This is a genomic window from Microbispora sp. ZYX-F-249 (assembly GCF_039649665.1).
Lineage (GTDB): Bacteria > Actinomycetota > Actinomycetes > Streptosporangiales > Streptosporangiaceae > Microbispora > Microbispora maris.
On record NZ_JBDJAW010000045.1, the window covers coordinates 15,747 to 40,922 of the forward strand.

At 73.1% G+C, this 25,176-nt stretch carries 19 protein-coding genes; 13 read left to right on the forward strand and 6 right to left on the reverse strand.

Going from position 1 to position 25,176, the window contains the following annotated elements; genetic code table 11:
- Positions 1 to 70 precede the first annotated feature (70 nt).
- Entirely contained in the window at positions 71 to 2,047 is a 1,977-nt protein-coding gene (locus AAH991_RS34115; protein ID WP_346230053.1) for an LCP family protein, read from the reverse strand.
- Positions 2,048 to 2,374: 327 nt separating this feature from the next.
- Positions 2,375 to 3,964 carry a phospholipid carrier-dependent glycosyltransferase gene (locus tag AAH991_RS34120; RefSeq protein WP_346230054.1) on the reverse strand — a complete coding sequence of 530 codons (1,590 nt, stop codon included), beginning with the start codon at positions 3,962 to 3,964 and terminating at the stop codon, positions 2,375 to 2,377.
- 499 nt (positions 3,965 to 4,463) lie between these two features.
- On the opposite strand from AAH991_RS34120, the gene AAH991_RS34125 reads away from it, so the two are divergent.
- Genes AAH991_RS34125 through AAH991_RS34145 form a run of 5 tightly spaced genes read left to right on the forward strand, consistent with a single transcriptional unit; the run spans position 4,464 to position 10,492 of the window.
- Complete coding sequence (locus AAH991_RS34125) at positions 4,464 to 6,572, forward strand: hypothetical protein (RefSeq protein WP_346230055.1); 2,109 nt, start codon at positions 4,464 to 4,466, stop codon at positions 6,570 to 6,572.
- Positions 6,573 to 6,588: 16 nt separating this feature from the next.
- Complete coding sequence (locus AAH991_RS34130; RefSeq protein ID WP_346230056.1) at positions 6,589 to 7,509, forward strand: permease-like cell division protein FtsX; 921 nt, start codon at positions 6,589 to 6,591, stop codon at positions 7,507 to 7,509.
- Complete coding sequence (locus AAH991_RS34135) at positions 7,506 to 8,423, forward strand: permease-like cell division protein FtsX (protein ID WP_346230057.1); 918 nt, start codon at positions 7,506 to 7,508, stop codon at positions 8,421 to 8,423. The genes AAH991_RS34130 and AAH991_RS34135 overlap by 4 nt, the downstream gene beginning before the upstream one ends.
- 57 nt (positions 8,424 to 8,480) lie before the next feature.
- Entirely contained in the window at positions 8,481 to 9,413 is a 933-nt protein-coding gene (locus AAH991_RS34140) for a glycosyltransferase family 2 protein (RefSeq protein WP_346230058.1), read from the forward strand.
- Entirely contained in the window at positions 9,410 to 10,492 is a 1,083-nt protein-coding gene (locus tag AAH991_RS34145) for a glycosyltransferase family 4 protein (protein WP_346230059.1), read from the forward strand. Before AAH991_RS34140 ends, AAH991_RS34145 begins: the two co-directional genes overlap by 4 nt.
- Here AAH991_RS34145 and AAH991_RS34150 read toward each other — a convergent pair.
- Complete coding sequence (locus AAH991_RS34150) at positions 10,456 to 11,409, reverse strand: lysylphosphatidylglycerol synthase transmembrane domain-containing protein (RefSeq protein ID WP_346230060.1); 954 nt, start codon at positions 11,407 to 11,409, stop codon at positions 10,456 to 10,458. The genes AAH991_RS34145 and AAH991_RS34150 overlap by 37 nt on opposite strands.
- Positions 11,410 to 11,551: 142 nt before the next feature.
- On the opposite strand from AAH991_RS34150, the gene AAH991_RS34155 reads away from it, so the two are divergent.
- The 5 genes from AAH991_RS34155 to AAH991_RS34175 all read left to right on the forward strand — a co-directional run bounded on the left by AAH991_RS34155 (position 11,552) and on the right by AAH991_RS34175 (position 16,870).
- Positions 11,552 to 12,406 carry a class I SAM-dependent methyltransferase gene (locus AAH991_RS34155; protein WP_346230061.1) on the forward strand — a complete coding sequence of 285 codons (855 nt, stop codon included), beginning with the start codon at positions 11,552 to 11,554 and terminating at the stop codon, positions 12,404 to 12,406.
- Positions 12,403 to 13,329: a lysylphosphatidylglycerol synthase domain-containing protein gene (locus AAH991_RS34160; RefSeq protein WP_346230062.1), complete on the forward strand. Its 927-nt coding sequence runs from the start codon at positions 12,403 to 12,405 to the stop codon at positions 13,327 to 13,329. Before AAH991_RS34155 ends, AAH991_RS34160 begins: the two co-directional genes overlap by 4 nt.
- Before the next feature lie 231 nt (positions 13,330 to 13,560).
- The gene (locus AAH991_RS34165; protein WP_346230063.1) at positions 13,561 to 14,688 is read left to right on the forward strand and encodes a glycosyltransferase family 4 protein; all 1,128 of its coding nucleotides are present in this window, start codon (positions 13,561 to 13,563) and stop codon (positions 14,686 to 14,688) included.
- A 56-nt stretch (positions 14,689 to 14,744) separates the two neighbouring features.
- On the forward strand, positions 14,745 to 15,848 hold the full coding sequence (gene manB, locus AAH991_RS34170) for a mannose-1-phosphate guanylyltransferase (protein ID WP_346230064.1): 1,104 nt from the start codon (positions 14,745 to 14,747) through the stop codon (positions 15,846 to 15,848).
- Positions 15,849 to 15,889: 41 nt separating this feature from the next.
- A complete protein-coding gene (locus tag AAH991_RS34175) occupies positions 15,890 to 16,870 on the forward strand; it encodes a DNA-3-methyladenine glycosylase family protein (protein ID WP_346230065.1) in 981 nt (326 codons plus the stop codon).
- On the opposite strand, the gene AAH991_RS34180 is transcribed toward AAH991_RS34175, so the two are convergent.
- Entirely contained in the window at positions 16,855 to 17,247 is a 393-nt protein-coding gene (locus AAH991_RS34180; RefSeq protein WP_346230066.1) for a hypothetical protein, read from the reverse strand. The genes AAH991_RS34175 and AAH991_RS34180 overlap by 16 nt on opposite strands.
- 171 nt (positions 17,248 to 17,418) lie before the next feature.
- On the opposite strand from AAH991_RS34180, the gene AAH991_RS34185 reads away from it, so the two are divergent.
- From AAH991_RS34185 to AAH991_RS34195, 3 genes are all read left to right on the forward strand, one after another.
- Entirely contained in the window at positions 17,419 to 20,052 is a 2,634-nt protein-coding gene (locus AAH991_RS34185) for a bifunctional FO biosynthesis protein CofGH (RefSeq protein ID WP_346230067.1), read from the forward strand.
- 59 nt (positions 20,053 to 20,111) lie between these two features.
- Complete coding sequence (locus AAH991_RS34190) at positions 20,112 to 20,909, forward strand: carboxypeptidase-like regulatory domain-containing protein (RefSeq protein ID WP_346230068.1); 798 nt, start codon at positions 20,112 to 20,114, stop codon at positions 20,907 to 20,909.
- A gap of 158 nt (positions 20,910 to 21,067) precedes the next feature.
- Positions 21,068 to 22,819, forward strand: coding sequence for a substrate-binding and VWA domain-containing protein (locus AAH991_RS34195; protein WP_346230069.1), 1,752 nt, complete (start codon positions 21,068 to 21,070; stop codon positions 22,817 to 22,819).
- Positions 22,820 to 22,822: 3 nt separating this feature from the next.
- On the opposite strand, the gene AAH991_RS34200 is transcribed toward AAH991_RS34195, so the two are convergent.
- Positions 22,823 to 24,106 carry a coenzyme F420-0:L-glutamate ligase gene (locus tag AAH991_RS34200; RefSeq protein ID WP_346230070.1) on the reverse strand — a complete coding sequence of 428 codons (1,284 nt, stop codon included), beginning with the start codon at positions 24,104 to 24,106 and terminating at the stop codon, positions 22,823 to 22,825.
- A 21-nt stretch (positions 24,107 to 24,127) separates the two neighbouring features.
- On the reverse strand, positions 24,128 to 25,066 hold the full coding sequence (gene cofD, locus AAH991_RS34205; RefSeq protein ID WP_346230071.1) for a 2-phospho-L-lactate transferase: 939 nt from the start codon (positions 25,064 to 25,066) through the stop codon (positions 24,128 to 24,130).
- Positions 25,067 to 25,176: the final 110 nt, after the last annotated feature.

Below are 25,176 nucleotides of genomic sequence, written 5' to 3' on the forward strand. Positions count from 1 at the left end.
GTGACAGAACGGGCCGGGGCTCCTCCGTCCACGTGGACGGCCTGGAGTCCCGGCCCGGTGGTGACGCGGGTCAGCTCGCGCAGGGGTTGGTGTCGGAGGTGACGACGTTGTCGCCCAGGTTGATGGGGGAGCGGACGCCCTTCCAGTCGGCGCCGACGACGAGCTGGATGATCGGCCCGCGCACCTTGCCCTTGGGCGCGTCCGGCGGAGGCGAGGACGGCGTGAAAGGCCAGGCCGGGCCGCTCGCCGCCTTGCCGGTCTCCGGGCTGACGGGGTTGACCAGCTTGCCGACCAGGATCTTCGAGTAGTTCCAGCCCTGACCGGTGTAGCGGACCATCGTCTTCGGCTGGTCGGTGCCGTCGGGCTTCCTCGCGTCGCCGACGCCGACGACGTTGAAGCCGAGCCCGGCGAGCTCCTCGGCGACCTCCTTGGCCAGGCCGTCCCTGTTGGTGCCGTTGAACACCTGCACCTTGACCTGCTGCGGCTTGGTGACCACCGGCCCAGAGGGCGAGGCGGCCGGGCTCGCGGACGCGGTGGGAGCCACCTCGGTGTCGTTCGCGATGGCCCTGAAGAGGTTGCCGGCGGCCGGCTGCTTCCACTGGACGCGGTTCTTGTCGGCGGCGTACGGCTCCCACGGCACGGTGGTGGCCTTGAAGCCCTTCGCCGACAGCTTCGACGCGCTCTGCGCGATCTTGATGAGCTCCTCGGTGTTGAGCGCGTCGTCCATGGTGACGGACTTCGCCGCCGCGGCGATGAAGTTCTGCAGCTTGCCGACGTCGGTGAGCAGGGCGCTGCTGGTCGCCTTCTTCACGACCTGGGAGATGAAGACCTGCTGGCGCTTGATGCGGGAGATGTCGCTGCCGTCGCCGAGACCGTAGCGCAGCCGCACGTAGCCCAGCGCGGCCTCGCCCCGCACGGTCTGTTTGCCGGCGGGGAGCGTCAGCTTCGACTTCTTGTCGTTGACGGCCTGCGGCAGGCAGATCTCGATGCCGCCGAGGGCGTTGACGATGTTCTTGAAGCCGGTGAAGTCGACCTTCACGTAGTGGTGGACGCGGATCCCGGTGAGGCTCTCGATGGTCCGCCGCGTGCAGATCATCCCGCCGTCGGAGAACGCGGAGTTGATCATGCCGAGGTGTGCCGGGATGAGCGTCCTGCTGTGGGAGTAACAGGCCGGGATCATCACCATCGAGTCGCGGGGGAAGCTGAGCAGCGTCGCCGCGTCACGGTTGGGCGACACGTGCAGCAGCATGATCGTGTCGGTGCGCTCGCCGTCGTTGACCAGGTGCTGGCCGTACTTCTTGTTGTCTCCCGCCCGGGTGTCCGAGCCCACGAGCAGCACGTTGATCGCGCCGGTCTCGTTGACCGGGCGGTTCTTGTCGAGGTCGTCGGTGGACGCGCCTCTGTTGATCAGGCCGATGGTGCTCCGGTAGACCTTGTAGGCCGTCAGCGTGCCGATGACCATGACACACGTGAGCACCACGCTGATCCAGCCGCCGATCCCGAGGCCGGAACGGCCGCCGGCGCCTCCGCCGCGCCGACGCGGCGGCGGCCCGCCGTCCGGGGGGAAGTCGCCGCCGCCGTGCGCGCGGCTCGGGCCGGTGGGGGCGTGGGCCGTCTCCTCACCGCCGCGCCTGCGGCTCGGGACGGTGGCGGGGGCGTGGCCGGTCTCCTCGTCGCCGCCGCGCCTGCGGCCGCGCCGCCGCGGCGGCTCCTCCTCGTCGTAGGAAGGGTCGTAGGAGGGCTCGGGCGGGAGGCCCGGCTCGGCGCGCCGCCCGCCGCGGCGCCGTCCCCCGTCGTAGGCCTCGGGCGGGTGGTCGTCCCGGGGTGGTCGCTGCCCGCCACGTCTGCCCGGCATCTCCGCGTAGCCCGCGGGGGCGGTGGCCACCGGCATGTCGGCGTATCCGGCGGGCGCGGGAGCCGCTCTGCGGCCGTGCGGGGGCTCGAAGGCCCCGCCGTACGCGGCGTCCTCCGGGGGACCCCACACCCTCTGGTCGGACGGGGGCGGCGGAGGGCTGGTGCGCGCGGAGACGCGCCTGCGCTCGCTCACCGCACGCCTGCCCGGGAAGCGGTGGCCCGGCCACATGACAGGCCAGCCGGGCGACATGGTGTGGCAACCGGACGAGTGGGCGAGAGGCCGGAAGGATTACTGGTTCGCTCGCACACTTGTCCTCCTTGCCTGGCGATCACAGGTCGCGCTCCGAGGGTAGGTCACGGGAGCGTCTGCGGGCGCCGCGATTGGGAGGATCCGGGCCACGATCATGCCGTGTCACGTCCCCCTGATCCAGGGGCAGAGCATACTAAACACCGACATTTTGGGTATGGGAATGAGTTTGCCTTTACCTGGTTTTGATGATGCGCGCGTCGTTTGACCAGGTCAAGGGGTTCGTGCCCGTCTGCCGGGCCCTCGTACGGACAGGGCTGCGGCCAGGCAGGCGAGCGGCACCGCGGGCAGCACGTAGCGGTAGTCGAACTGGGCCGTGGCGGCCGGAACGAGCAGCAGCGCCCATGCCGTCGCCCAGGCGATGCCCCAATTCGCAGGGGCACGGTTCGAGGAGGCGTGGTTCTGGGGCACCAGTCGCGTCCACGCTGCCCCGGTTTCGCCCGCCGCCCCGGTGGTGCGCCTCGCCGGGGCGCGGCGGGCCGGCCCGGCCCGGACGGCCCAGGCGGCCGGCGGGACCAGGAGGATCACCAGCAGCGCCGTCCCCGGCAGCCACGCGACGTCCTGGTAGGCCCGCATCAGGCCCGCGAACGGCTCGGCGATGCGCACCGTGATCGGCCCGCCCTCGTAACGCTGCGCGAACTCCTTGCCCACCACGGCGGGGTGTCGTCCGGGCGGCGGCGGGACGGTCGCCGGGAACTCGTAGTACCCGTACGTCGCGGCGTCGGGGTAGACGGGCCGGCCCGGCGTGAACGACCTGCCGAGCTCGGTCAGCGTCGTGCGGACGAACGCGAGCGGCTGGCTGCGGATCGCGAGCGAGGCGAACCTTCCGGCCAGGGTGTCGGTCTCCTTGGTGAACGTGATGCCGGGCAGCCGGACCAGGGGGGACTGCGCGTTCCAGATGTACTCCTGGGACGCCGGCCGGGCCGCGGGAGGCCGCGGGTCGCACAGCACGGCGAGGTCGGGCGGCGGCTTCATCACCGAGCAGTCGGCGAACGACATCGTCCGCGCGTAGAGGAAGACGCCGTTCGAGCCGACCAGCCCGACGCGCTCGTAGGTCGCGTAGAACCACCCCGCGTAGCCCGCGACCGGCAGGAGCGCGGCCACCAGGAAGGGCACGGTGAGCCGGGCCACCGCCCTGCCTGGGCGCACCGACCCACTCTCCCCGCCTGGCCCGCTCTCCCCGGCCGCACGGCGCACGCCGTACGCGAGCAGGAAGAGCGCGAAGACGGCGACGAGCGGGAGCCCGACGGTCCTGGTCAGCGTGGCGGCGGCCAGCACGAGGCCGAGCGCGGCGGCCGAGCGAGGCGTCAGCGGGCGGCGCATCGCCAGGCACACCGCCCCCACGAGCAGGAAGGTGAACAACGAGTCGGAGACGAGCAGGTGCTCCAGCTCGATCTGGTACGCGTCGAGCAGCACCGGGACGCAGGCCAGGACGGCGGCCCACGGGGGACCGCCACGCCGCAGGACGGTCACGTAGAGCATCACGCCGACGAGCAACCCCAGCACGTGCTGGACGGTCACGACCAGGGCGAAGCTGTGGAACGCCTCCAGCAGCCTCAGGAACATCGAGTAGCCCGCCGGGCGGACGAGGTCCGGCCTCGGCCGCATGGCGGTCACCACGTAGGTGTAGGAGTCGGGGAACCACAGCGCGGGCCGGTAACCGATCACGGTCACCAGCCGCAGGAGCGCCCCGAGCCCGAGGACCACGAGAAACCACCGGTGCCGGCGCGCCCACCCGGGGAGGTCCTCACGCGCCCACGCCACCGGGTGCATCGGGTCGCGGGGCGTCAGACGCCCACGCACCCAACTCTCAAACCGGCCGCCTCCGGCCCGCGCGGCACCGCGCCACCCGACCCCGCGCCACCCGACCCCGCGCCACCCGACCCCGCGCCACCCGACCCCGCGCCCCCCGGCTCCTGTCCGCCCGGTTCCGACGTGCTCGGCTCGATGCCGCCCCATTCCGGCCCGTCCGTCCGTGGGCCGTCCGTCTGTGGGCCGTCCGTTCGGGAGCGGCGTGGGCGGACCAGTGGGCGGACCAGCGGACGACGACTCGCCGGGCCGGACGGGTCCGGAACGTTCGCGGGGGTGCCCGTCGTCCCCCTCCGGCCAGGGCGCCGAGCCCCGGCTGTCCGACACCCTCATGCGCCCCCCTGCCTGCCTCCCGGCGTACGCTACCGGCTTCCCGCGACCCCTGTGCGGGGCCGGGACGCGCCTGTGGACAACGGCGACGCGCGGGTGGCCGGGACACGACGCTGAAGAAGGCGCGGCTCCGGGGCAGGCCGCTAGTCTCGGGGGCATCCCGGTGAACACGTCAGGCCACGCGCGTGGCCGCACACGGCTGCCATCGCAGCGGAAGGCGGCGGGCAGGCTGCTCGCGGCCGTCTCCGTCGTGCCCGCGCTCGCGCTGAGCGGGTGGCTGATCGCCGGGCTCCCGCTGCTGCTGCTCGGGCGGTTCCTGCCGCTGCCCATGGCGCTGCTCGGCGGCGCCGCCGCCCTCCTGCTGTGCGCGTACGGCCTGCGCCGCCTGCCCGAGACCGCGCCGCCGCCCCGCCGGGCGACGGCGGCGACCCTCGCCGTCGCGCTCGGATCGGGGGTGTTCAACGGGCTCCTGCACGGGGAGCAGCTGATCGTCCGGCGTGACCCGTCGACCTACGCGCAGTACGCCGTCTGGCTCGCCCGGCACGGGTCGCTGCCGATTCCCACGGGCGACTTCGGCGGCCCCGACCTCGCACTGCGCTTCGACAGCATGGGGTTCTACGCGGTCGACGGCGGGATCGGCCCGCAGTTCATGGCCGGGGCGCCGATGATCCACGCGATCGGCCACTGGCTGGGCGGCGTCCCCGGACTGCTGCTCGTGCCGCCCGTGCTGGGCGCGCTCGCGGTGCTGACCGTCGCCGGGACCGCCGCGCGGCTCGCGGGCGGGCGCTGGGCGCCCCTGGCCGCCCTCGTGTTCGCGGTCAGCCTGCCGATCCTCTACACGTCGCGGACGACGTTCAGCGAGATCCCCTCGCTCATCCTGCTGTTCGGCGGGATGAACCTGCTGCTCGACGCGCGCGCCCGGCTCCGGGCCGCGCCGCCCGGCGCGGGCCTTCCGTCCGCCGCGCTCGCGGGGTTGTCGTTCGGGCTGGCGCTGCTGGTGCGCATCGACGGCCTGCGCGATGTGCTGCCCGTGCTCGTCCTGGCCGGGGCGCTCGTCGCGCTGCGGCGGACACCCCGCGCGAGGCCCCTGCCCGAGGCCCGGCTGGGCGCGCCCCTGCTGACCGGTCTGCTCGTGGGCGGTGTGTGGGGGTTCACCGGCGCTTACGCCCTCGCCCGGCCCTATCTGGAGTACCTGTCGGGCTCGCTCATTCCCCTGCTCGCGATCTGCGCCGTCGTCGTGGTGCTCACGGTCGCCGGGGCGGCGCTCGCGCCCCGGATCGCCGCCCGCGCCCGCCGCCTGCCGCGGGCGGAGTGGCTGCCGAACGCCGCCGCGGCCCTGGTCGTGCTGGTCATGGCGGGCTTCGCCGTACGGCCTCTGGTGCAGACGGTGCGGCGTGACGCGGTCACGCCCGAGGACATCCTCACGGCCGACTTCATCGAGAAGACGCAGATCGCGGGTGGCCTGGCGCCCGACAGGTCCCGGCTGTACTACGAGCACTCGCTCGACTGGCTCTTCTGGTACGTCGGGATCCCCGCCGTCGTGCTGGCGACCGTGGCGGCGGCCGTGCTCGCGCGCCGCCTCATGAAGGGGGAGGAGTTCGGCTGGCTGCTGCCGCTGGCGGTGATCGGATGGACGACGGTGACGACGCTCTGGCGTCCGGCGATCACCCCCGACCACCCCTTCGCCTCCCGCAGGCTGGTGCCGATCGTCATCCCCGGCCTGGTGCTGCTCGCCGTCTGGGGGCTGCGGTGGCTTTCGCGGCGGCTCGCGCGTACGCGCCGGTTCGCCGCCCGTCCGGGCCGTACGCGGGCGGCCGTCGCGGCCGGGGCGTTGCTGCTGGCGGTCCCGCCCGCGATCACCTCGATCGGCACCGCGTTCTCACCGGTCAATCAGGGGGAGGCCGCCGCGGTCGCGGGCCTGTGCCGGGCGATCCCGGCGAACGCCTCCGTGCTCGTCGCCGAGCGCGTCACGGGCGACCGCCTGACGCAGGTGCTGCGCGGCCAGTGCGGGCTGCCGACGGCCCGCGTGGTCTATCCCCCGGGATCCGACGTGCCGCGCCGGGCCGACGTCCTGCGCCTGGTCGAGGCCGTCCGGCGCACCGGCCGCAGGCCCGTGCTGCTCGCCGCCGAGCCCGAGCAGCTCATGGCGTACGGCCCGGCCACCCGGGTGATGAGCCTGCACACCCGGCAGGACGAACGCTCGCTGGTGGACCCGCCCAACGGCACCTGGTCGCTCAACATCGACGTCTGGATGACCGTTCCAACCGACTAGCTCTAGGGTTCGGCGTGTGGATTCCGCTGATATGGAGGAATTGTCCTTCGGTGACGATCGTCGTGAGCCGGAATCCAGGACGGGCCTTCTCCGGAGGCCGCTGGTCGTCGCCGGACTGGTGGTCGCACTCCTCGCCGGGCTCGGGCTCGCAGGGTGGCGGTTCTCCGGGCAGTCCCGCCGGCCGCTGCCCCCGCCCGCGCAGTCACCGCCGCGGTCGGGGTTCTTCTCGGTCTACCTGTGTCCGAACTCGCCGCATGACCTTCCGGCCTGTCATGACGGGGCGGCGACGGAAGAGGACAGACGCGGGATCGAGGCCGCGCTCAAGGCGATGCCGGAGGTCCGCATCTTCCGCTTCCGGACCCGCGAGCAGGGGTGGGAGGACTTCCAGGAATGGGTCGCGCCCGGGGAGGGCTCCGGGACCGAGAGCGTCTACGAGCCCGCCGACGTGCCGGAGGCCTACCACGGCGCGCTCGGCCCGGGGGACTGGCAAGGGGTCAAGCGCCGCCTGGAGGGCTTGCCCGGTGTCTCGGACGTCATCGTCTTCGGGGACACCGCATGGCGCGGCAGGGCCGACATCGCGATCCAGTTCTGTCCGGACAGAGGCGACGGCGCCTTCGAGCGATGCGAGAGGACTCCGAGGGCCTCCGAACGGGAGAGGGCGGCCGTACTCGACCGGATCGAGGACCTCGACGGGGTGGAGGCCGTCTACTTCGAGGATCTCGCCCACGCGCTGCGGGACAGGCGGCGCATGCTGTGGGAGGGGACGGAGATCGACCCGCTCGTCGTGCCCGAGGGCTTCTGGCTCAGGCTCGACAGGCCGGGCAGGCTGAGCGAGATGAGAGAGATCTTCGGACGGATGCCGGGCGTCGCCGCCGTGCTCGAGGTGTCCGCGCCGCCGCAGTGGCGGTTCGCGGTGACTCCCGGAGCCGGAAGATGACGGCGGTCTCCGGAGAGCGTACGCGGTGGACAAGGCCGCTCGCGGTCGTGGCGGCGGTGCTTCTGGTGGCGTCCTGCGCCACCGCCGGGCCGCCGGCGCGGCCTCGGCCCGTCGCGCCGCCGTCGCCGTCCGGTTCCGCCACGCCGTGGCCGCCGCCGGACGATCCGTGGCCGGGCACGAGCGCGCTCACACCCCTGCCGCCGCCGGATGGTCCGTGGCCGGAGACGGGGGAGCTGTCCGTGTTCTTCTGCGCGCGCTCCAGTGTCTTCGACGCCTGTGCCGAGCGCGGGGCCGCCACTTCGCGCGAGATCCGGAGGGTACGCGCGCTGCTCGCGGCGTCGCCGGAGGTCAAAAAGGTCCGGTTCATATCGCAGGCGGAGGAGTTGCGGCGCGAGCGGAAGATGTCCCGGGACAGGCCCGACATACTGGAGACGCTCGAATTGGAGGACATGGCGGCGTCCTACTGGGTCCGGGTCGGTTCGGGGGACTGGCCCGCACTGATCCGCCGCCTGTCGGCGTCACCGGGGGTCTCCACCGCCTTCGCCTTCCGCGACGACTTCTGGCCGGACAAGGCCGACGTGATGGTCCAGCTGTGCGTGCGGACCGACGCCGCCGAAGGGCCCTGTGCACGGCGGGGGTTCGCCACTCTCGCGGAGAAGAACGCCGTCCTCGACCGCATCGACGATCTCCCGGGGCTGGACGAGGTCTACTTCCAGGCCCGCTCCCACCAGGGCTCGGCGTGGCATCGCCGGCACGTGCCGGACAGCGCTCCCGTCCCCGGTCTGCCCGAGGTGTTCTACCTGAAGTTCACGAGCCCGCCGGTGCTGTCCGACGTCAGCCGGGCGTTGCGGGACGCGGAGGGGGTGCTCCTCGTGGGCGCGGTCGACGCGACCACGAAGGACAGGCGGCTGTGAGGGCGGCGTCCGCGAAGTGAGACCGCGATTTGGCGGGGCAGAGTACCCTAGCCGGACGTGACCACGCTCGAGACCTCTGGAAGCGCCGTGACTCCCGCAGAAACCCCGTACGTCACGATCGTCCTGCCGTGTTACAACGAGCAGGATCACGTGATCGCCGAGGTGGAGCGCATCTGCGCCGCCATGGACGCGAGCGGCTACACCTACGAACTGCTGGCCGTGGACGACTGCTCCACCGACGAGACGCTCGCGCGTCTGCACGAGGCCGCGCCGCGCTTCCCGCATATGCGGATCAGGGCGTTCCACCGCAACGGCGGCTCGGGCACCGTACGCAGGATCGGCAGCCAGGAGGCGCGCGGCGAGATCGTCGTGTGGACCGACGCCGACATGAGCTACCCGAACGAGCGCATCCCAGAGCTGGTCCAGATCCTGGAGAAGGACGCGACGATCGACCAGGTCGTCGGCGCGCGCACCACCGAGGAGGGCTCGCACAAGTTCCTCCGGGTGCCGGCGAAGTGGTTCATCCGCAAGGTGGCGGAGCGGCTGGCCGGGCAGAAGATCCCGGACCTCAACTCGGGCCTGCGGGCCTTCCGCAAGTCGGTGGCCAAGCCGTACCTGCGCCTGCTGCCCCCCGGCTTCTCCTGCGTCACGACGATCACGCTGGCGTTCATGTCGAACCAGCACGACGTCTACTACCTGCCGATCGAGTACGCGAAGCGGGCCGGCAAGTCGAAGTTCAACTTCGTCTCCGACGCCTACCGCTACGTCCTGCAGGTGCTGCGGATGATCATGTACTTCAACCCGCTCAAGGTGCTCATGCCGCCCGCGCTCTGGCTGGTCGGCATCGGCTTCGTCAAGGGCCTGTACGACGTGGTCCGCTATGGCTTCTACCTCACCAGCAACGCCATCGTGGTCTTCATATCCGGCATGCTGATCGGGGCGGTGGCGCTGCTGGCCGACCTGATCGTGCGCTCCAGAGGTGACGTTTGAGGATCGCGATCGTCGGCCCCACCTATCCGTACAAGGGCGGCGGCGCGCAGCACACGACGGAACTGGCCCACCGGCTGCGGGCGCGGGGCCACGACGTGGTCATCGAGTCGTGGCGGGCGCAGTATCCCTCGTTCCTGTATCCGGGGCAGCAGACGATCGACAGCCCCGAGGGCGAGCCGTACCACGGCACCCGCCGCGACCTCGACTGGCGACGGCCGGACGGCTGGGTGGCCTGCGGGCGGCGGCTGCGTGAGGCCGACCTCGTCGTGCTCGCCGTGCTGAGCCCGGTGCAGGTGCCCGCCTATCTCGGCATCCTGTCCGGCCTGCGCCGCCGGGCGCGGGTCGTCGCCCTGTGTCACAACGTGCTGCCGCACGAGAGCAAGCCGTACGACAGACCGCTGATGAAGGCGTTGCTGCGCCGGGTGGACGGCGTGCTCGCCCACTCGGAGCAGCAGGCGGACCTCGCCCGCGCGCTCACCGCCGCGCCCGTGCGGGTGGCCGCCCTCGCGCCGCACCTGCCCTCGCGCGGCGCCAGGGAGGCGGCGGGGCGCACGGCGCACGGCAGCCTGCTGTTCTTCGGCATCGTCCGGCCGTACAAGGGGCTCGACCTGCTGCTGGAGGCGCTCGCGCAGGTGCCGGACGTACGGCTCACCGTGGCGGGCGAGTTCTGGGGCGGCCTGGAGGACACCCGCGCCCTGATCGAGCGGCTGGGTCTCGCCGGCCGGGTGGAGATCCGGCCGGGGTACGTGCCCGCCGAGGACGTGCCAGGACTGTTCGCCGGGGCCGACGCCCTGGTGCTGCCCTACCGGTCGGCGACCGCCAGCCAGAACGTGTGGCTCGGTCACGAGCACGGCGTGCCGGTGATCGCCACCCGGGTCGGGGCGCTGCCCGACAACGTACGCGACGGGGTGGACGGCCTGCTGGTGGAGCCGGGCTCGGCCGGCGCGCTGGCGGAGGCGATCAAGCGGTTCTACGAGCCGGGGACGCCCGAGCGGCTGCGGGCGGGCATCGCGCCCGTCGACCCCGAGCCGCACTGGGCCGTCTACCTGGACACGTTGCTGGCCGCGTCGGACGGCTGACCGGCGGGGGCGGTGCGGCCGTGGGAGAGCAGGAAGCCGAGCCCGGCCCAGGCGGCGTCGCCGATGGTGAACATCACGCGGGACACCACCGCGATCGCCAGCGCCCTCGGTGTGTCGAGCACCGGCGCGAGCGCCACGACCATCGCGCCCTCCCGCACGCCGATCCCGGCGGGCACCACGACCGTGAGGATGCCGGTGGACCAGGCCAGCGCGTACGCCCCGGCCGCGACGGCGTACAGGGACAGGTCCGCGGGCCGCATGCCCCCGACGAGGACCCACAGGTGCACGCCGTACACCAGCCAGCCGGCCATCGTCCAGGCGGCGGCCTTGGCCATCTCCGTCCCGCTCAGCACCCGGTCGAGCGGATCCCTGCGGACGACGCGCAGGGCGAGGTTGAGCCCCCAGGTCATCACCCGTGGGTGGAGGCAGACGAGGATGAGCGGGATCAGCGCGAGCAGCCACCACGCCTGCCTGGCGATCTGCTGCGACAGCGTGGCCGCGGCGAGCGCGAGCGCGCAGCCCAGGGAGGTCACCAGGCCGAGCGCGGTGGCGCTGAACGTCCGGCGCGGCGGCGCGCCGTGGTCGCGGGCCAGCTCGATCATCGCGGCGAACGCCCAGACCGAGCCGGGGATGTACTTGCCGAGCTGGCCGACGAACAGCACCCGCGCGGCCACGCGCAGAGGCAGCGGCGAGCCGAGCCCGGCGAGGATGTCGCGCCAGGCGACCAGCATGAACCCGAGCCCGGCGAGCACGGCCAGGAACGAGACGCCGAGCGACCACCACGACAGCCGCGACAGGGCGGCCGAGGTGTCCGTCCAGTTCCGGGCCAGGCCGTACGCCAGGAAGGCGAGCGCGACCACGGCGAGCAGCACCCGCAGCAGCGGGCTGGAGCGCAGGCGGTTCAGCAGGCGCGGCACGCGCCCAGGGTAAAGCCTGAAGCTACTGATCGGTAGGTTCGCCGCGCGGGTTGTCCACAGGGTGGGCTGATCGCGAGGCGGGGGCGGCGCGGGCACGGGTACTGTTGGGCAGCGTGAAGACGAGGGTGAGCGGGGGACGAGGGTGAGCGCGGAACGCGCGGCTCAGCTGGAATACTCCGAGTTCCAGGCCGCGATGCTCGACGAGGACAAGCGCCGGCGCAAGGCCGCGAAGATCATCGCCGTGCTCGCGCACTTCCTGGGCAGGGACGCGGCCAAGCCCGGCGAGGTGCTGTCGGGGCTCACCGTCGGCGACGTCGGGTGCTCGGCCGGGTTCATCGCCGACGAGCTGGCCGCCGCGGGCGCGCGGCGCACGCTCGGGCTCGACATCGACGTCCCGGGCCTGCGCAAGGCGTCGGACCGCTTCGGCGGGCGGGTCGCGTTCGTCTGCGCCGACGGCTCCCGCCTGCCTTTCCCGGACGGCTCGATCGACGTGCTGGTCTTCAACCACATCTACGAGCACGTGGTGGACCCCGACGCGGTGATCGCCGACATGCACCGGGTGCTGTCCGACGACGGCGTGCTCTACCTCGGCCTGGGCAACCGGCTCGGCGTCATGGAGCCGCACTACAAGCTGCCCTTCCTGTCCTACCTGCCGCCCGCGGCGGCCGACCGGTACGTGCGGGCGTTCGGCCGGGCCGACCACTACTACGAGCGGTTCCGCACCCGCCCGGGGCTGCGGCGGATGCTCGCGGACTTCCACGTGTGGGACTACACGTTCCCGGTGCTGGCCGCGCCCGAGCGGTTCGCCGGGGGCGAGCTGTTCCCCGGCGCGGTCGGCCGCGCCGCCAAGGCCACGCTGGAGCGGACCCCGCGCCCCGCCCTGCGGGCGCTGCTGCCGGTCGTCCCGACCTACCTGTGGGTCGCGACCAAGACGCCTCGCCGTCCCCTCGGCGCGCCGCTCCCGCAGCCGCCCGAGCCGGTCCGTACGTCCCGATGAGCCGTCGCAAAGTCGTACGCGCGCTGTTCCTGCTCGTGGCGCTGGGGTTCGGCGTCTGGGCGGTGGCGAGCCAGTGGACCGCCGTGGCCGACGGGTTCACCCGGCTGTCGTGGGCGGAGCTCGCCGGCTCGCTGGTGGCGGTGCTCGGCGCGCTGGTCGCGGGGATGCTCATGTGGCGGGCGCTGCTGGCCGACCTGGGCTCCCCGCTGGCCTTCACCGACGCGTCCAAGATCTTCTTCGTGGGCCAGCTCGGCAAGTACATCCCCGGGTCGGTGTGGCCGATGCTCGCGCAGATGGAGATGGGCCGCGACCACGGCATACCCCGGCCGCGCAGCGCGGCCGCGTTCTTCCTGACGTACCCGATCTACCTCGGCACCGGCCTGCTGGTGGCCGTCGTCACGCTCCCGGTGCTCGCCGGGCAGTCGGTCGCGAGGTACGCCTGGCTGCTGCTGCTCGTGCCCGTGGTCGCCGCCGCCCTGCATCCCCGGGTGGTCAACGGCGTCATCGCGTTCGGGCTGCGCAAACTGCGCCGCCCGCCGCTCGAACGGCCCCTCACCCGGCGCGGCGTGCTCGTCGCGTGCGGCTGGGCCCTGGCGGGCTGGGCGGCGTACGGCGTGCACCTGGCGCTGATCGTGCACGGCCTCGGGGCGGGCGGGCCCTCGGCCGTGATCCTGAGCTTCGGCGCGTTCGCGCTCGCCTGGTGCCTGGGCTTCGTGTTCGTGATCGCCCCGGCGGGCGCGGGCGTGCGCGAGGTCGCGATGGTGGCCGCGCTCGCCCCGGTGCTCGACCGGCCCGCGGCGATCGCCGCCGCGCTGTGCTCCCGGCTCATCGTGTCCGTCGGCGACCTGGTGTGCGCGGGCGCCGCCGGTCTTGCCTCCCGCCGCGCGGTCCGTACGCGGAAGGAGCCCGTAGTCCGGGCCTGAATCCGTGGACTCGGCGCGGAATGCGCATCCTGAGAGACGCCCCTCATGTGATATCGCTCACGTTTTGGGGGACTCCGGAAATAGAGTGACAAGGAGGGGTGCGGGGGAAGGCGTCCGTTCGCGGCGTGGGCCCCCGGGCCTCTGCCGGAACACCGCCGGAACAGCGGGACCGCGTGGGCGGGGAGCGATCCTCCCCGGCCGGCGCGGGCCCAAGGGAGGGGAGCGATTCATTTGACACCCCGGGTGCTCGTCGACGCCGCCGCGGTCCCCGCCGACCGCGGCGCCCTGATCAGGTATGTCGATGGATTGGTCGCGGCCCTGCACGAGGCGGGCGCCGACGTCGCGGTGGTCTGCCAGCGGGCGGACGCCGAACGGTACGCGGCGCTGGCCCCCTCGGCGCGGATCCTCTCCGGACCGCCCGCCATCACCAACCGGGACAAGCGGCTGGCCTGGGAGCAGACCGGGCTGCCGGTCCTGGCCCGGCACGCCGGAGCCCAGGTGATCCACGCCCCCTACTACTCGATCCCGCTGGGCTCGGGCCTGCCCACGGTGGCCACCGTCCACGACGTCACCTCGTTCACCGACCCCGACCAGCACGACCCCGTGCGGGCCTCGTTCTTCCGGTCGGCCACCCGCACCGCCGTACGCCACGCGAACCGTGTGATCGTGCCGTCGAAGGCCACCATGGACGAGCTGGTCCGGGTGCTCGACGCCGACCCCACCCGGATCGACGTCGCCTACCATGGCGTGGATCCCGCGCTGTTCCACCCTCCGGCGCCCGAGGACGTGCGCCGGGTGGCCGGGCGCATCGGGCTGCACGGCCGGCCGTACGTCGCCTATCTGGGCGCGCTGGAGCCGCGCAAGAACGTGCCGAACCTGGTGACCGGCTTCGGCCGGGCGGTCGCACACCTGGCCACGCCCCCCGCGCTGGTGCTGGCGGGCGGCCCGGCCTGGGACGAGGAGGTCGACGCCGCCGTCGCCGCGCTGCCGCCCCGGGTGAAGGTCGTGCGTCCCGGCTACCTGCCCTTCGCCGACCTGCCGGGCTTCCTCGGCGGGGCGCTCGTGGTCGCCTCCCCCTCGCGGTGCGAGGGGTTCGGGCTGCCGGTGCTGGAGGCGATGGCGTGCGGGGCGCCCGTGCTGACCACCCACCGCACCTCGCTGCCGGAGGTCGGCGGCGACGCCGTGGCCTACACCGAGCCCGACGCCGACAGCATCGCGCGGACGCTGCGCGCCCTGCTGGAGTCGCCGGAACGGCGCGAGTCGCTGGCGCGGGCGGGGGTCACCCGGTCACGCGAGTTCACCTGGCGGCACTCGGCCGAGGCCCACCTCGTCGCCTACCAGCGGGCCGTGGAGGATTGAGCGCCACCTTTCGCGGCGAACCCCGCCGGAGGCGGCACTAGGCTACCCTCGCGGCTGTGAGGGAGAGTTCTGTGCGGTCGCCCGACGGTCTCGAGGCGATCCTTCTCGTGGGCGGCCAGGGCACGCGTCTGCGACCGCTGACGCTCAGCACGCCCAAGCCGCTGCTTCCGACGGCGGGGGTGCCCTTCCTCGCGCACCAGCTGGCCAAGGCGCGGGCGTACGGGGTGCGCCGGGTGGTCTTCGCGACGTCCTACCGGGCGTCGATGTTCACCGAGGCCTTCGGCGACGGCTCAGCCTTCGGCCTGGAGATCGTCTACATGACCGAGGACACCCCGCTCGGCACCGGTGGCGCGATCCGCAACGCCGCCCAGGCTTTGACCTGCGCGGCCGAGGCGCCGGTGCTCGTGCTGAACGGCGACATCCTGTCGGGGCACGACATCGCCGCCCAGGTGGACCTGCACGTCGCGCGGGGCGCCGCGGTGACCCTCCACCTCACGGAGGTGGACGACCCGTCGAGGTTCGGCTGCGTGCCGACCGACGGCGACGGCAGGGTCAGCGCCTTCCTGGAGAAGACGCCCAATCCCGTGACCAACCGGATCAACGCCGGCTGCTACGTGTTCCGGCGCTCGGTCATCGACACGATCCCCGAGGGCCAGGTCGTCTCCGTGGAGCGTGAAACTTTCCCCGGGCTCATCGCGGCCGGTGCGCTGGTGCTCGGCTTCGCCGACAGCTCGTACTGGCTGGACGTCGGCACGCCGGCGGCGTTCGTGCAGGGCTCGGCCGACCTGGTGCTGGGCAAGCTCGACTCGCCCGCCCTGCCCGGCCCGGCGGGCGAGCGCCTCCTGCTGGACGGGGCGGTCGTGTCGCCCGAGGCCAAGGTCACCGGGGGTACGGTCGTCTGCGCCCGGGCCATGGTCGAGGCCGGGGCGAGCGTACGCGGGAGCGTGCTGTCCGAGGGCTGCCACGTCGCGTCCGGCGCGACCGTCATCGACTCGGTCGTCGGCGTCGGCGCCCGCGTCGCCCCCGGTGCCGTGCTGCGGCAGGTCGTGGTCGGCGACGGCGCGCTGATCGGCCCCGGCAACGAGCTCACCTCCGGCATGCGCGTCTGGCCGGGGATCACCTTGCCGGAGTGCGCGGTCCGGTTCTCCAGCGACGTCTGAGCGTGCGGCAGACTGGGCGGGTGGAGGCGAGCCGAGCACCCGTGTTACCCGTTCCCGGGGCCGCGCTCCGCGAGCGGCGCTGGCGGCCGTCCGCGCCGCTCGACGTCGTGCTGACGCTGTCCCCGCACCGGCGCGGGGGAGGCGATCCGGCCTGGCGGCGCACCCCCGACGGGGCGATCTGGCGCACCTCGCGCACGCCCGAAGGCCCGGGCACGCTGCGCGTGACGGCGAGCGGCGACGAGGTCCGCGGGCAGGCGTGGGGGCCGGGTTCCGGCTGGCTGCTGGAGACGCTTCCGTCGCTGCTCGGCGCCGACGACGACGTGGCCGGCTTCGCCGCGATGCTCGCGCGGCTGACCCGCTCGCACGATTCCCGGCACGCCCGCGCGGCCGCGTTCGTCGCGGGCCTGGCCGGACGCGCCACCGGGCTGCGGATCGGCCGCTCCCTGCGGGTCTTCGAAGCGCTCGCGCCCGCCGTGCTCGAGCAGAAGGTGGTCGGCAGGGAGGCGTGGCGGGCCTGGCGGTTCCTCCTGCGCCGGTACGGCGAGCCGGCCCCGGGCCCGGCGCCCGAGGGCATGTACGTGGTCCCGCCGCCGGAGGTGTGGCGGGCGATCCCGTCGTGGGACTGGCACCGGGCGGGCGCGGAGGCCGTACGGGCCAGGACGATCGTCAACGCGGCCCGGCACGCCGAGAAGCTGGAGCGCACGACTACCACCACCGCGGAGGCGTCGGCGGAGGCGGACCGCCTGCTGCGGGCGCTGCCGGGCATCGGCGTGTGGACCTCCGCCGAGGTGCGCCAGCGGGCCCACGGCGACCCGGACGCCCCGAGTGTCGGCGACTTCCACCTGCCGGGCATCGTCGGCTACGCGCTGACCGGGCGGAAGACCGACGACGACGGCATGCTCGAACTGCTCGAGCCGTTCCGGGGACACCGCCACCGCGTGGTCAGGCTGATCGAGCTCAGCGGTGTCAGGCCGCCGGCGCGCGGCCCGCGCATGGCTCCTCGCGACTACCGGGCCTTCTGACCCCGTCCCGCGCCCCCTCGCGTCCGCAGGGCCTGGTTGATCCCGCAGTCGTCGATTCCCTGGCTGCACCGGCCGTTGAGGGTGTTGGTGAAGAAGGCGACGCTCGTCTCCTGCTGGAGGCCGGCGGTGGCGATGCCGTTGTTGCCCGCGGGCGCGTTCACGTTGCGTCTGCCCCCGGACAGCTGGCGGACCCCACTGGCGATCGCGTCGGCGTTGGCCGTGTTGCGTCCGTCCGTGACCTGCTTGGCGCGGCCCTTGCCGCCCCCGTCGCCGTGCCCGGCGTACGGCGCGGCCAGTGCCTGAGCCGGCGACAGCGCCATGCCGGCGACGATCGTCGCGACGGCCAGCGACCGGGCCCCCGAGGCCCGACAAAACACGTCAATCACCCTGATAACCGCCATTGGTATCCCGCCGGTTCGTTGATTTCGCCCCACCGTCATACCCTCCGGCCGCAAACTCCCCGGAAGCCCCAGCTCATGACTCCTCCCGTACGGGGTGGCCGGGGGCTGAGTACGCCGGACGGACCCACGCCCCATAGGGTGCGGCGTATGACGGCGAAGCGACCTCCGAACGTCAGTTCCGACAGCGGCACCCGCCGGGCACTCGCACGGGCGCGGGACGGCAAGACCCTCGACCTCGCCGAGGCGGCGACCCTGCTGCGCGCCCGCGGCGACGACCTCGACGCACTGCTCGCACACGCCTCGCGGGTCAGGGACGCGGGCCTGGAGGCCGTCGGGCGGCCCGGCGTCATCACCTACAGCCGCAAGGTGTTCATCCCGCTGACCCGGCTGTGCCGGGACAGATGCGGCTACTGCACGTTCGCCACCGCCCCGCACAAGCTGCCGAGCGCCTTCCTGTCCCCGGACGAGGTGCTGGAAATCGCCCGCCAGGGCGCCGCGATGGGCTGCAAGGAGGCGCTGTTCACGCTCGGCGACCGCCCCGAGGACCGGTGGCACCAGGCGCGCGAGTGGCTCGACGCCCACGGGTACGACGACACGTTGTCGTACGTCCGGGCGATGGCGATCCGGGTGCTGGAGGAGACGGGGCTGCTGCCGCACCTCAACCCCGGCGTGCTGAGCTGGAAGGACCTGCAGCGGCTCAAGCCCGTCGCGCCGTCGATGGGCATGATGCTGGAGACCACCTCGCGCCGGCTGTTCACCGAGAAGGGCGAGGCCCACTACGGCTCCCCGGACAAGGACCCGGACGTCCGGCTGCGCGTGCTGGAGGACGCGGGCCGCTCCAGCGTGCCGTTCACGACGGGCCTGTTGATCGGCATCGGCGAGACGGTCGAGGAGCGCGCCGAGTCGATCTTCGCGATCCGCCGGGTCGCCAGGGAGTACGGCGGCGTCCAGGAGGTCATCGTCCAGAACTTCCGCGCCAAGCCGGACACGGCCATGCGCGGCATGCCCGACGCCGACCTGCACGAGCTGGCCGCGACGATCGCGGTGACACGGCTCGTGCTCGGACCGAAGGTCCGCGTGCAGGCGCCGCCCAACCTGATCGGCGAGGAGTACGCGCTGATGCTGCGGGCGGGCATCGACGACTGGGGCGGGGTCTCCCCGCTCACGCCCGACCACGTCAACCCCGAGCGGCCGTGGCCGCAGATCGACGACCTCGCCGCGCGGACCGCCGCCGCCGGGTTCACGCTGCGCGAGCGGCTCACGATCTATCCCGAGTACGTGCTCGCGGGGGAGCCGTGGCTCGACCCCCGGCTGCGGGAGCACGTCGCGGCGCTGGCCGACCCCGCCACCGGGCTCGCGCGGGAGGACGCGGTGCTCCTCGGCCGTCCCTGGCAGGAGCCCGACGGCGGTCTCGTCACCGGGGGACGGGCCGACCTGCACACCGCCGTCGACACCGAGGGCCGCACGGGCGACCGCCGCGACGACTTCGACAGCGTGTACGGCGACTGGGACGCCCTGCGCGAGCGCCTGCCCAGCGGCGGGCGAGACGGGTCCGTCAGGGCGGACGTCCGGGAGGCGCTGCGGCAGGCCGAGGCGGACCCGGCGCGGCTGACCGACGAGCAGGCGCTGACGCTGCTCGACCTCGCCGGGGACCAGTCGGGGGCGGGCGCCGACGACGCCGGTCTGGACGAGCTGTGCCGGATCGCCGACGGGCTGCGCCGCGAGGCGGTGGGCGACGACGTCACCTACGTCGTCAACCGGAACATCAACTTCACCAACGTCTGCTACACCGGCTGCCGCTTCTGCGCGTTCGCCCAGCGGCGCACCGACGCCGACGCCTTCACGCTGTCGCTGAGCGAGGTGGCCGACCGGGCGCAGGAGGCGTGGGAGGCCGGCGCGACCGAGGTGTGCATGCAGGGCGGCATTCATCCCGACCTGCCCGGCACGGCCTACTTCGACATCGCCCGCGCGGTCAAGGAACGCTGCCCCGAGATGCACGTGCACGCGTTCTCGCCGATGGAGGTCGTCAACGGCGCCAGCCGTACGAACCTGTCGGTGGAGGAGTGGCTGCACGCGGCGCGGGAGGCTGGGGTCGACTCGCTGCCCGGCACGGCCGCCGAGATCCTCGACGACGACGTCCGGTGGGTGCTGACCAAGGGCAAGCTGCCCGCCCGGGAGTGGATCGAGGTCATCACCACGGCCCACCGGGTCGGCATCCCGACGACCTCGACCATGATGTACGGCCACGTCGACACCCGCGAGCACTGGGTGCGTCACATCCGGCTGATCCGGTCGATCCAGGAGGAGACGGGCGGGTTCAGCGAGTTCGTGCTGCTGCCGTTCGTGCACCACAGCGCCCCGATCTACCTGGCGGGAATCGCCCGGCCGGGGCCGACCGCGCGGGAGAACCGGGCCGTCCACGCGCTGGCGCGGATCATGCTGCACGGCGCGATCCGCAACATCCAGTGCTCCTGGGTCAAGCTCCGCGACGACCTGTGCCGGGACGTGCTCGCCGGAGGCGTGAACGACCTCGGCGGCACGCTCATGGAGGAGACGATCAGCAGGATGGCCGGCTCCGAGAACGGGTCCTACAAGACGATCAGCGAGATCGCGGCCATGGTCGCGCCGACCGGTCGCCCGCTGCGGCAGCGCACCACGTCGTACGGCCGGCCGAGCGAGGAGCGCGCCGAGGCGGCCCGGCGCAGTGACGGCGTGTGCCGGTCCGTCCGCGGGGTGCGGTTCCTGGAGAATCCGCAGTTCGGGCGGCAGCCGATCGGGTAGCCCGGCCGCCGTGTGATCTCCAAGTCGATTGCAAGATCGTGATCTTAATATTGGTCGGCATGGAGAGACGGCTGGTGCTCGGTGTCCTGGTGATGACGGTCCTCGGCGGGTGCGGGCTTCTGGAAGAGGGCGTGAGGAGCGGCTCGGTGCGCGAGGGGCGGGGCGAGGATTCCCGGGAGGCCGAGCCCGGGGAGGTCGAACGCGGCGTGCTCAAGGGACGGGTCGCCGACGAGCGGGGCCGCCCGATCGAGGGGGCCGAGGTCGTCGCCGACAACCAACTGCTCTACGACAGCAACGAGGTCGCGCGGACCGGCGGCGACGGCCGCTACCGCGTCGCCACGAACATCGGGGCGACCTTCCACGCGTCGGCGACGATCACCAGGCGGTACAACGGCAGGGAGTACTCGCTGAGCCTGGCGCCCGACGACGACGCGCCGTTCGCCGGGCCGAGCGGCGCGATCAGGAACTTCACCTGGAAACTCACGGGGGCGAAGCCCGACGGCCTCGGTTTCTACGGGGGCAAGGTGCTGTTCCGCGTCGACCTGAACGACCAGCTCGACACGGGCGCCTTCCTGGAGGACGAGAAGGTGCGGCTCACCCTCGTGCCGGACGGTCCGCTGATCGACGGCTCCGAGGGGAGCCGGATCGTGCGGACGGCCACCCGGAACGGGGACGGCTCGGGCCTGGAGGACGTGCCCATCGGCCGCTACCGGATCACGGCCGACTACGAGGGCCGCCCGCTCGCGGTGAAGCTCCGCGGCGCCGGTGACTACGCCCAGGAGGTCGTCGCCGACTTCACTCCCGTCATGACCGGCGTCTACTGGATCGAGCTGGAGCTCGGGCTTCCCAAGGGATGACGGCGCCCGCCCGATCGGACGCCTAATTGGACGCCGTGTATATAACAAGTTCTACGCGGCTCTTGCGCGGGGCGCGGGGGTGATGGGCAGAATCGTGACACTCGGCAGCGCCCCACGAGACCCTTACGAGAGCCACGAGAACTGGGGAGGACCCGCACGTGCCCTCCGGTCGTCACCGGGCCGCCTTCACGGCCGAGCGGCGCCGCAGGCAGGCCGGCTGGAAGGGTGTGGCCGCGGTCCTCACGGTCGCGATGATCATCGCGGGCGGGGCCTACCTCTTCCTCACCCGGTCGGCAGGAACGTGTTCCGCCCGGGATCCGATCCTCGTGAGCGTCGCGGCGGCGCTGGACGTCGCGCCGCCGGTGATGGACGCGGCCGGGCGGTTCAACGCCTCGGGCGCGCAGGTGGAGGGGCGGTGCGTCCAGGTGCAGGTGGCCGAGCAGCCGCCCGCGCCGGTGCTCCGCACGCTGATCGGCGACCGGGCCGGCGTGCTGCCCGGCCGGCCCGACGGCTGGATCGCCGACTCCTCGGTGTGGGTGCGGCTGGCCCGCAAGCAGGGCGGGCAGGACATCGCCGCCGACGAGACCGTCGTCGCGACCTCCCCGCTGGTCTTCGCCACCCGCCGCTCGCTCGCCGAGCGGTTCGCCGCCGGGGGGACGGCCATGAGCTGGGACATGGTCTTCCCCGCCACGGTGCGGGGACGGCTCCGGCCCACCGAGCACGAGCCGGACATCGTGCGCATCCCCGATCCGTCGGTGTCGGGGGCGGGGATCGCGACCGTCGCGGCGGCCCGCGACATCGTCGGCACGGGTGAGAAGGCGGACCGCGACCTCACGGCGTTCGTGCGGATGGCGCAGTCGGGCTCGGCCCCCGACTACCGCAGCATGCTCGGCGCGGTGGACGCGCCGGGCATCTGGTCACGGCCCGTGGTGATCGTCCCCGAGCAGTCGGTGTGGACGCACAACCACGAGGGCCACGCCGAGCCCGTGGTCGCCCTCCAGCCCAAGGAAGGCACGATCGACCTCGACTATCCGTACGTCGTGACGGCCGCCGACCCCGACCGGGCGGCCGCCTCGCGGCTGTTCGCGGCGTGGCTGCGGTCGGCGGCCACGCAGGAGGCCGTACGGAGGGCCGGGTTCCGCGGCGCCGACGGGCAGCCGCCGTTCGCGGCGGGCGACGACATCCCGACCGTGCGGCCCCGCCCGCGCCCGTCTATCACGGCCGAGGTCATCGACGAGGCGCTGGAAGCGTGGAGCAGGCTGGCTCCGCCGAGCCGGATCCTGGTGCTGGCCGACGTGTCGAAGGAGAACGCCGAGCCGATCAGGGCGGGCGGCGAGACCCGGCTGGACGTCGCGGTCGAGGCCGCCAAGCTCGGCCTGCAACTGTTCCCGAACGAGACCCACATGGGCCTGTGGGAGTTCGCCCGCGACCTGAAGGGCGGCGCGGACCACCGTGAGCTGATCGGCCTCGGCCCGATCACCGAGCCCGACGGCGGCCAGGAGGAGATCCGCAGGACGGCCCTGTTCCGGGTGGCCGACGGCATCAGGGCCCTCGGTGACCGGAGCGGCGCGCTGTACGACGCGATCGACGCGGGCTTCCGCTCGGTGTCGGAGGGCTACGACCCGCTGATGAGCAACGCCCTGCTGGTGCTCACCGCGGGCGTGGACGACGGGAAGGGCGTGTCGCGGCGCGAGCTCGTCGACAGGCTGCGCGAGGAGTGGGACCCGGACAGGCCGGTGCAGATCATCGTGGTCGCGTTCGGCAAGGCGGCCGACCGGGCCGCGCTCGGCGAGATCGTCTCGGCCACCAACGGCCAGCTCTACGTCGCCCAGGAGCCGGGCCAGATCATCGACGTGTTCCTGTCGGCGCTGGCCCGGCGGCTGTGTCACCCCACATGCACCCAGAAGTGACGGCTATCTGGTGACGTAGAAGTCGGCCGGGTCGCGCGGCGGCCGGTCCCTCGGCGGCGCGGCGGGATGGCCGATGGCCACGGCGCCCATGGGGTCCCAGTTCTGCGGCAGGCCGAGCACCTTGCGCACCACGTCGCGGCAGAACATCGTGGACGACACCCACGCCGAGCCCAGCCCCTGCACGGCGAGCTGCACCAGGAAGTTCTGCACGCCGGCACCGGTGGCCACCACGAACATCTCGCGCTCGGCGGCGTTCCTGCGCTCGTCGCGGTAGGTGTGCGAGCCGTCCATGACCAGGCACGGCACCGCCAGGTAGGGCGCGTTCCTGAGCACGTCGCCGCGCCGGATCCGCCGGGCGATCGACTCCTCGGAGAAGCCGTCGGAGCGCAGGTCCTCGATCCAGGCGTCCCGCATCGCGTCGAGCAGTTCGGTACGCGTCTGCGGGGTCTCGAGCAGCACGAACCGCCAGGGCGTGGTGTGGTGCGGGGCGGGCGCCGCGATGGCGGCCGCGACGGCCCGCCGTACGGCGGCCGGGTCGACCTCGCGGGCGGAGAACTCGCGGATCGTGCGCCGGGCGAAGACGACGTCGGCCGAGCCGAACCGGAACATGTCCTCGTCGGCGGGGCGGACGAGCACCCGCCCGCCCGGGCCGTCCTCGTCCGTCACCAGGTCGCCCAGTCCGCGCACGACGGCCACCGGGACGCCGGACAGCTTGCCCTTCGCCAGGTCGCCCGCCGCCGCGATCTCGTCGACCAGCGCCGTGACGGTGGCGTTGAGCGGGTTGCCGTAGGGGTCGACGCCGCCGCGCAGGTCCTCCAGCGGCCGTACGCCGGCCGCGCCGATGGCGACGTCGGTCAGGCCGTGCCGCCAGGGCCGGCCGAAGGTGTCGGAGACGATCACTCCGACGCGCACGCCGAGCCGCTCGCGCAGCCCCCCGCGGATGCGGGCCGCCGAGGCGTCCGGGTCCTCGGGGAGCAGCAGCACGGTGCCGGGGGAGGTGTTGGAGGCGTCGACGCCGGCCGCGGCCATCACGTAGCCGTGCCGCGTCTGCGCGATGACCGTGTCCCCGCGCCGCGCGACCACGCGCGCGGTCTCCTCCTCGATCGCGGCCGTACGGCTGTCGCCTTCGCGGATGCGGCCTTCGGCCTTGCTCACGATCTTGGAGGTGACGACCAGGATGTCGCCGTCCTCCAGGTCGGGCGCGGCCTGCGCCACGAGCAGGGCGATGTCGTCGCCGGGCCGCACCTCGGGCAGGCCGGGCACGCCGCTGACGGTGATCTGGGGCATGTGCTCCTCTGACATCTGGATTCAGGACCTGAGTGACTGGGCCAGGGCGAGGGCCGCGGCGGCGATGTCCCGCGTGGCCTCGGGACCGCTCATCAGGAGCGGGCGGGCCTCCACCACCACGCCGTCGAGCGCGACGCCCTTGTCCTCCTCGGCCACGAGCCAGCCGTCGAGCAGGGCGGAGCCGTACAGCTCCAGCACGGCCTGGGCGCTCGTCTCCACGCCGATCGCCGTCAGGCAGGCGTCGGCCATGCCGCGCACCGGCGCGCCGCCGATGATGGGGGAGACGCCGACGACGGTCTTGGTCTCCAGGGCCGCCCGGATGCCCGGGATCTGGAGGATCGTCCCGATGCTGACGACCGGGTTCGACGGCGGCAGGATCACGACGTCGGCCGCCGCGATGGCGTCGAGCACGCCGGGCGCGGGCCGGGCCTCGTCCGCGCCGACGAGCACGATCTGCTCGGCCGGCACGGAGGCGCGCAGCCGCACCCACCACTCCTGGAAGTGGATCGCCCTTCTGCCGGCCTCGTCGGAGACGACCACGTGGGTCTCGGTGCGGTCGTCCGACATCGGCAGCAGCCGCACCCCGGGCCGCCACCGGTCGCACAGAGCTTCGGTCACCTGCGAGAGCGGATAACCGGCCGCGAGCATCTGGGTGCGGACGATGTGCGTGGCGAAGTCCCGGTCGCCGAGGCCGAACCACTGCGGTTCCATGCCGTACGCGGCGAGCTCCTCCTTCACCGTGAACGTTTCACCGGCCCGTCCCCAGCCCTGTTCCTCGTTGATGCCGCCGCCCAGCGTGTACATGACCGTGTCGAGGTCGGGGCACACGCGCAGGCCGAAGAGGGTGATGTCGTCGCCGGTGTTGCCGATCACGGTGATGTCGGAATCGGGGGCCGCCGCCTTGAGACCTCGGAGGAACCGGGCGCCGCCGATTCCTCCGGCGAGGGACACGATGCGCATGCCGTCAGTCTTCCACCGGCCGTACGCGGCATCGCCGACACCCACCCAGAGAGCGGTATGAACAGCCATATGTAGGGTGTGTTCGGCTTGTGAGGTTGTTGGGTCTGCCG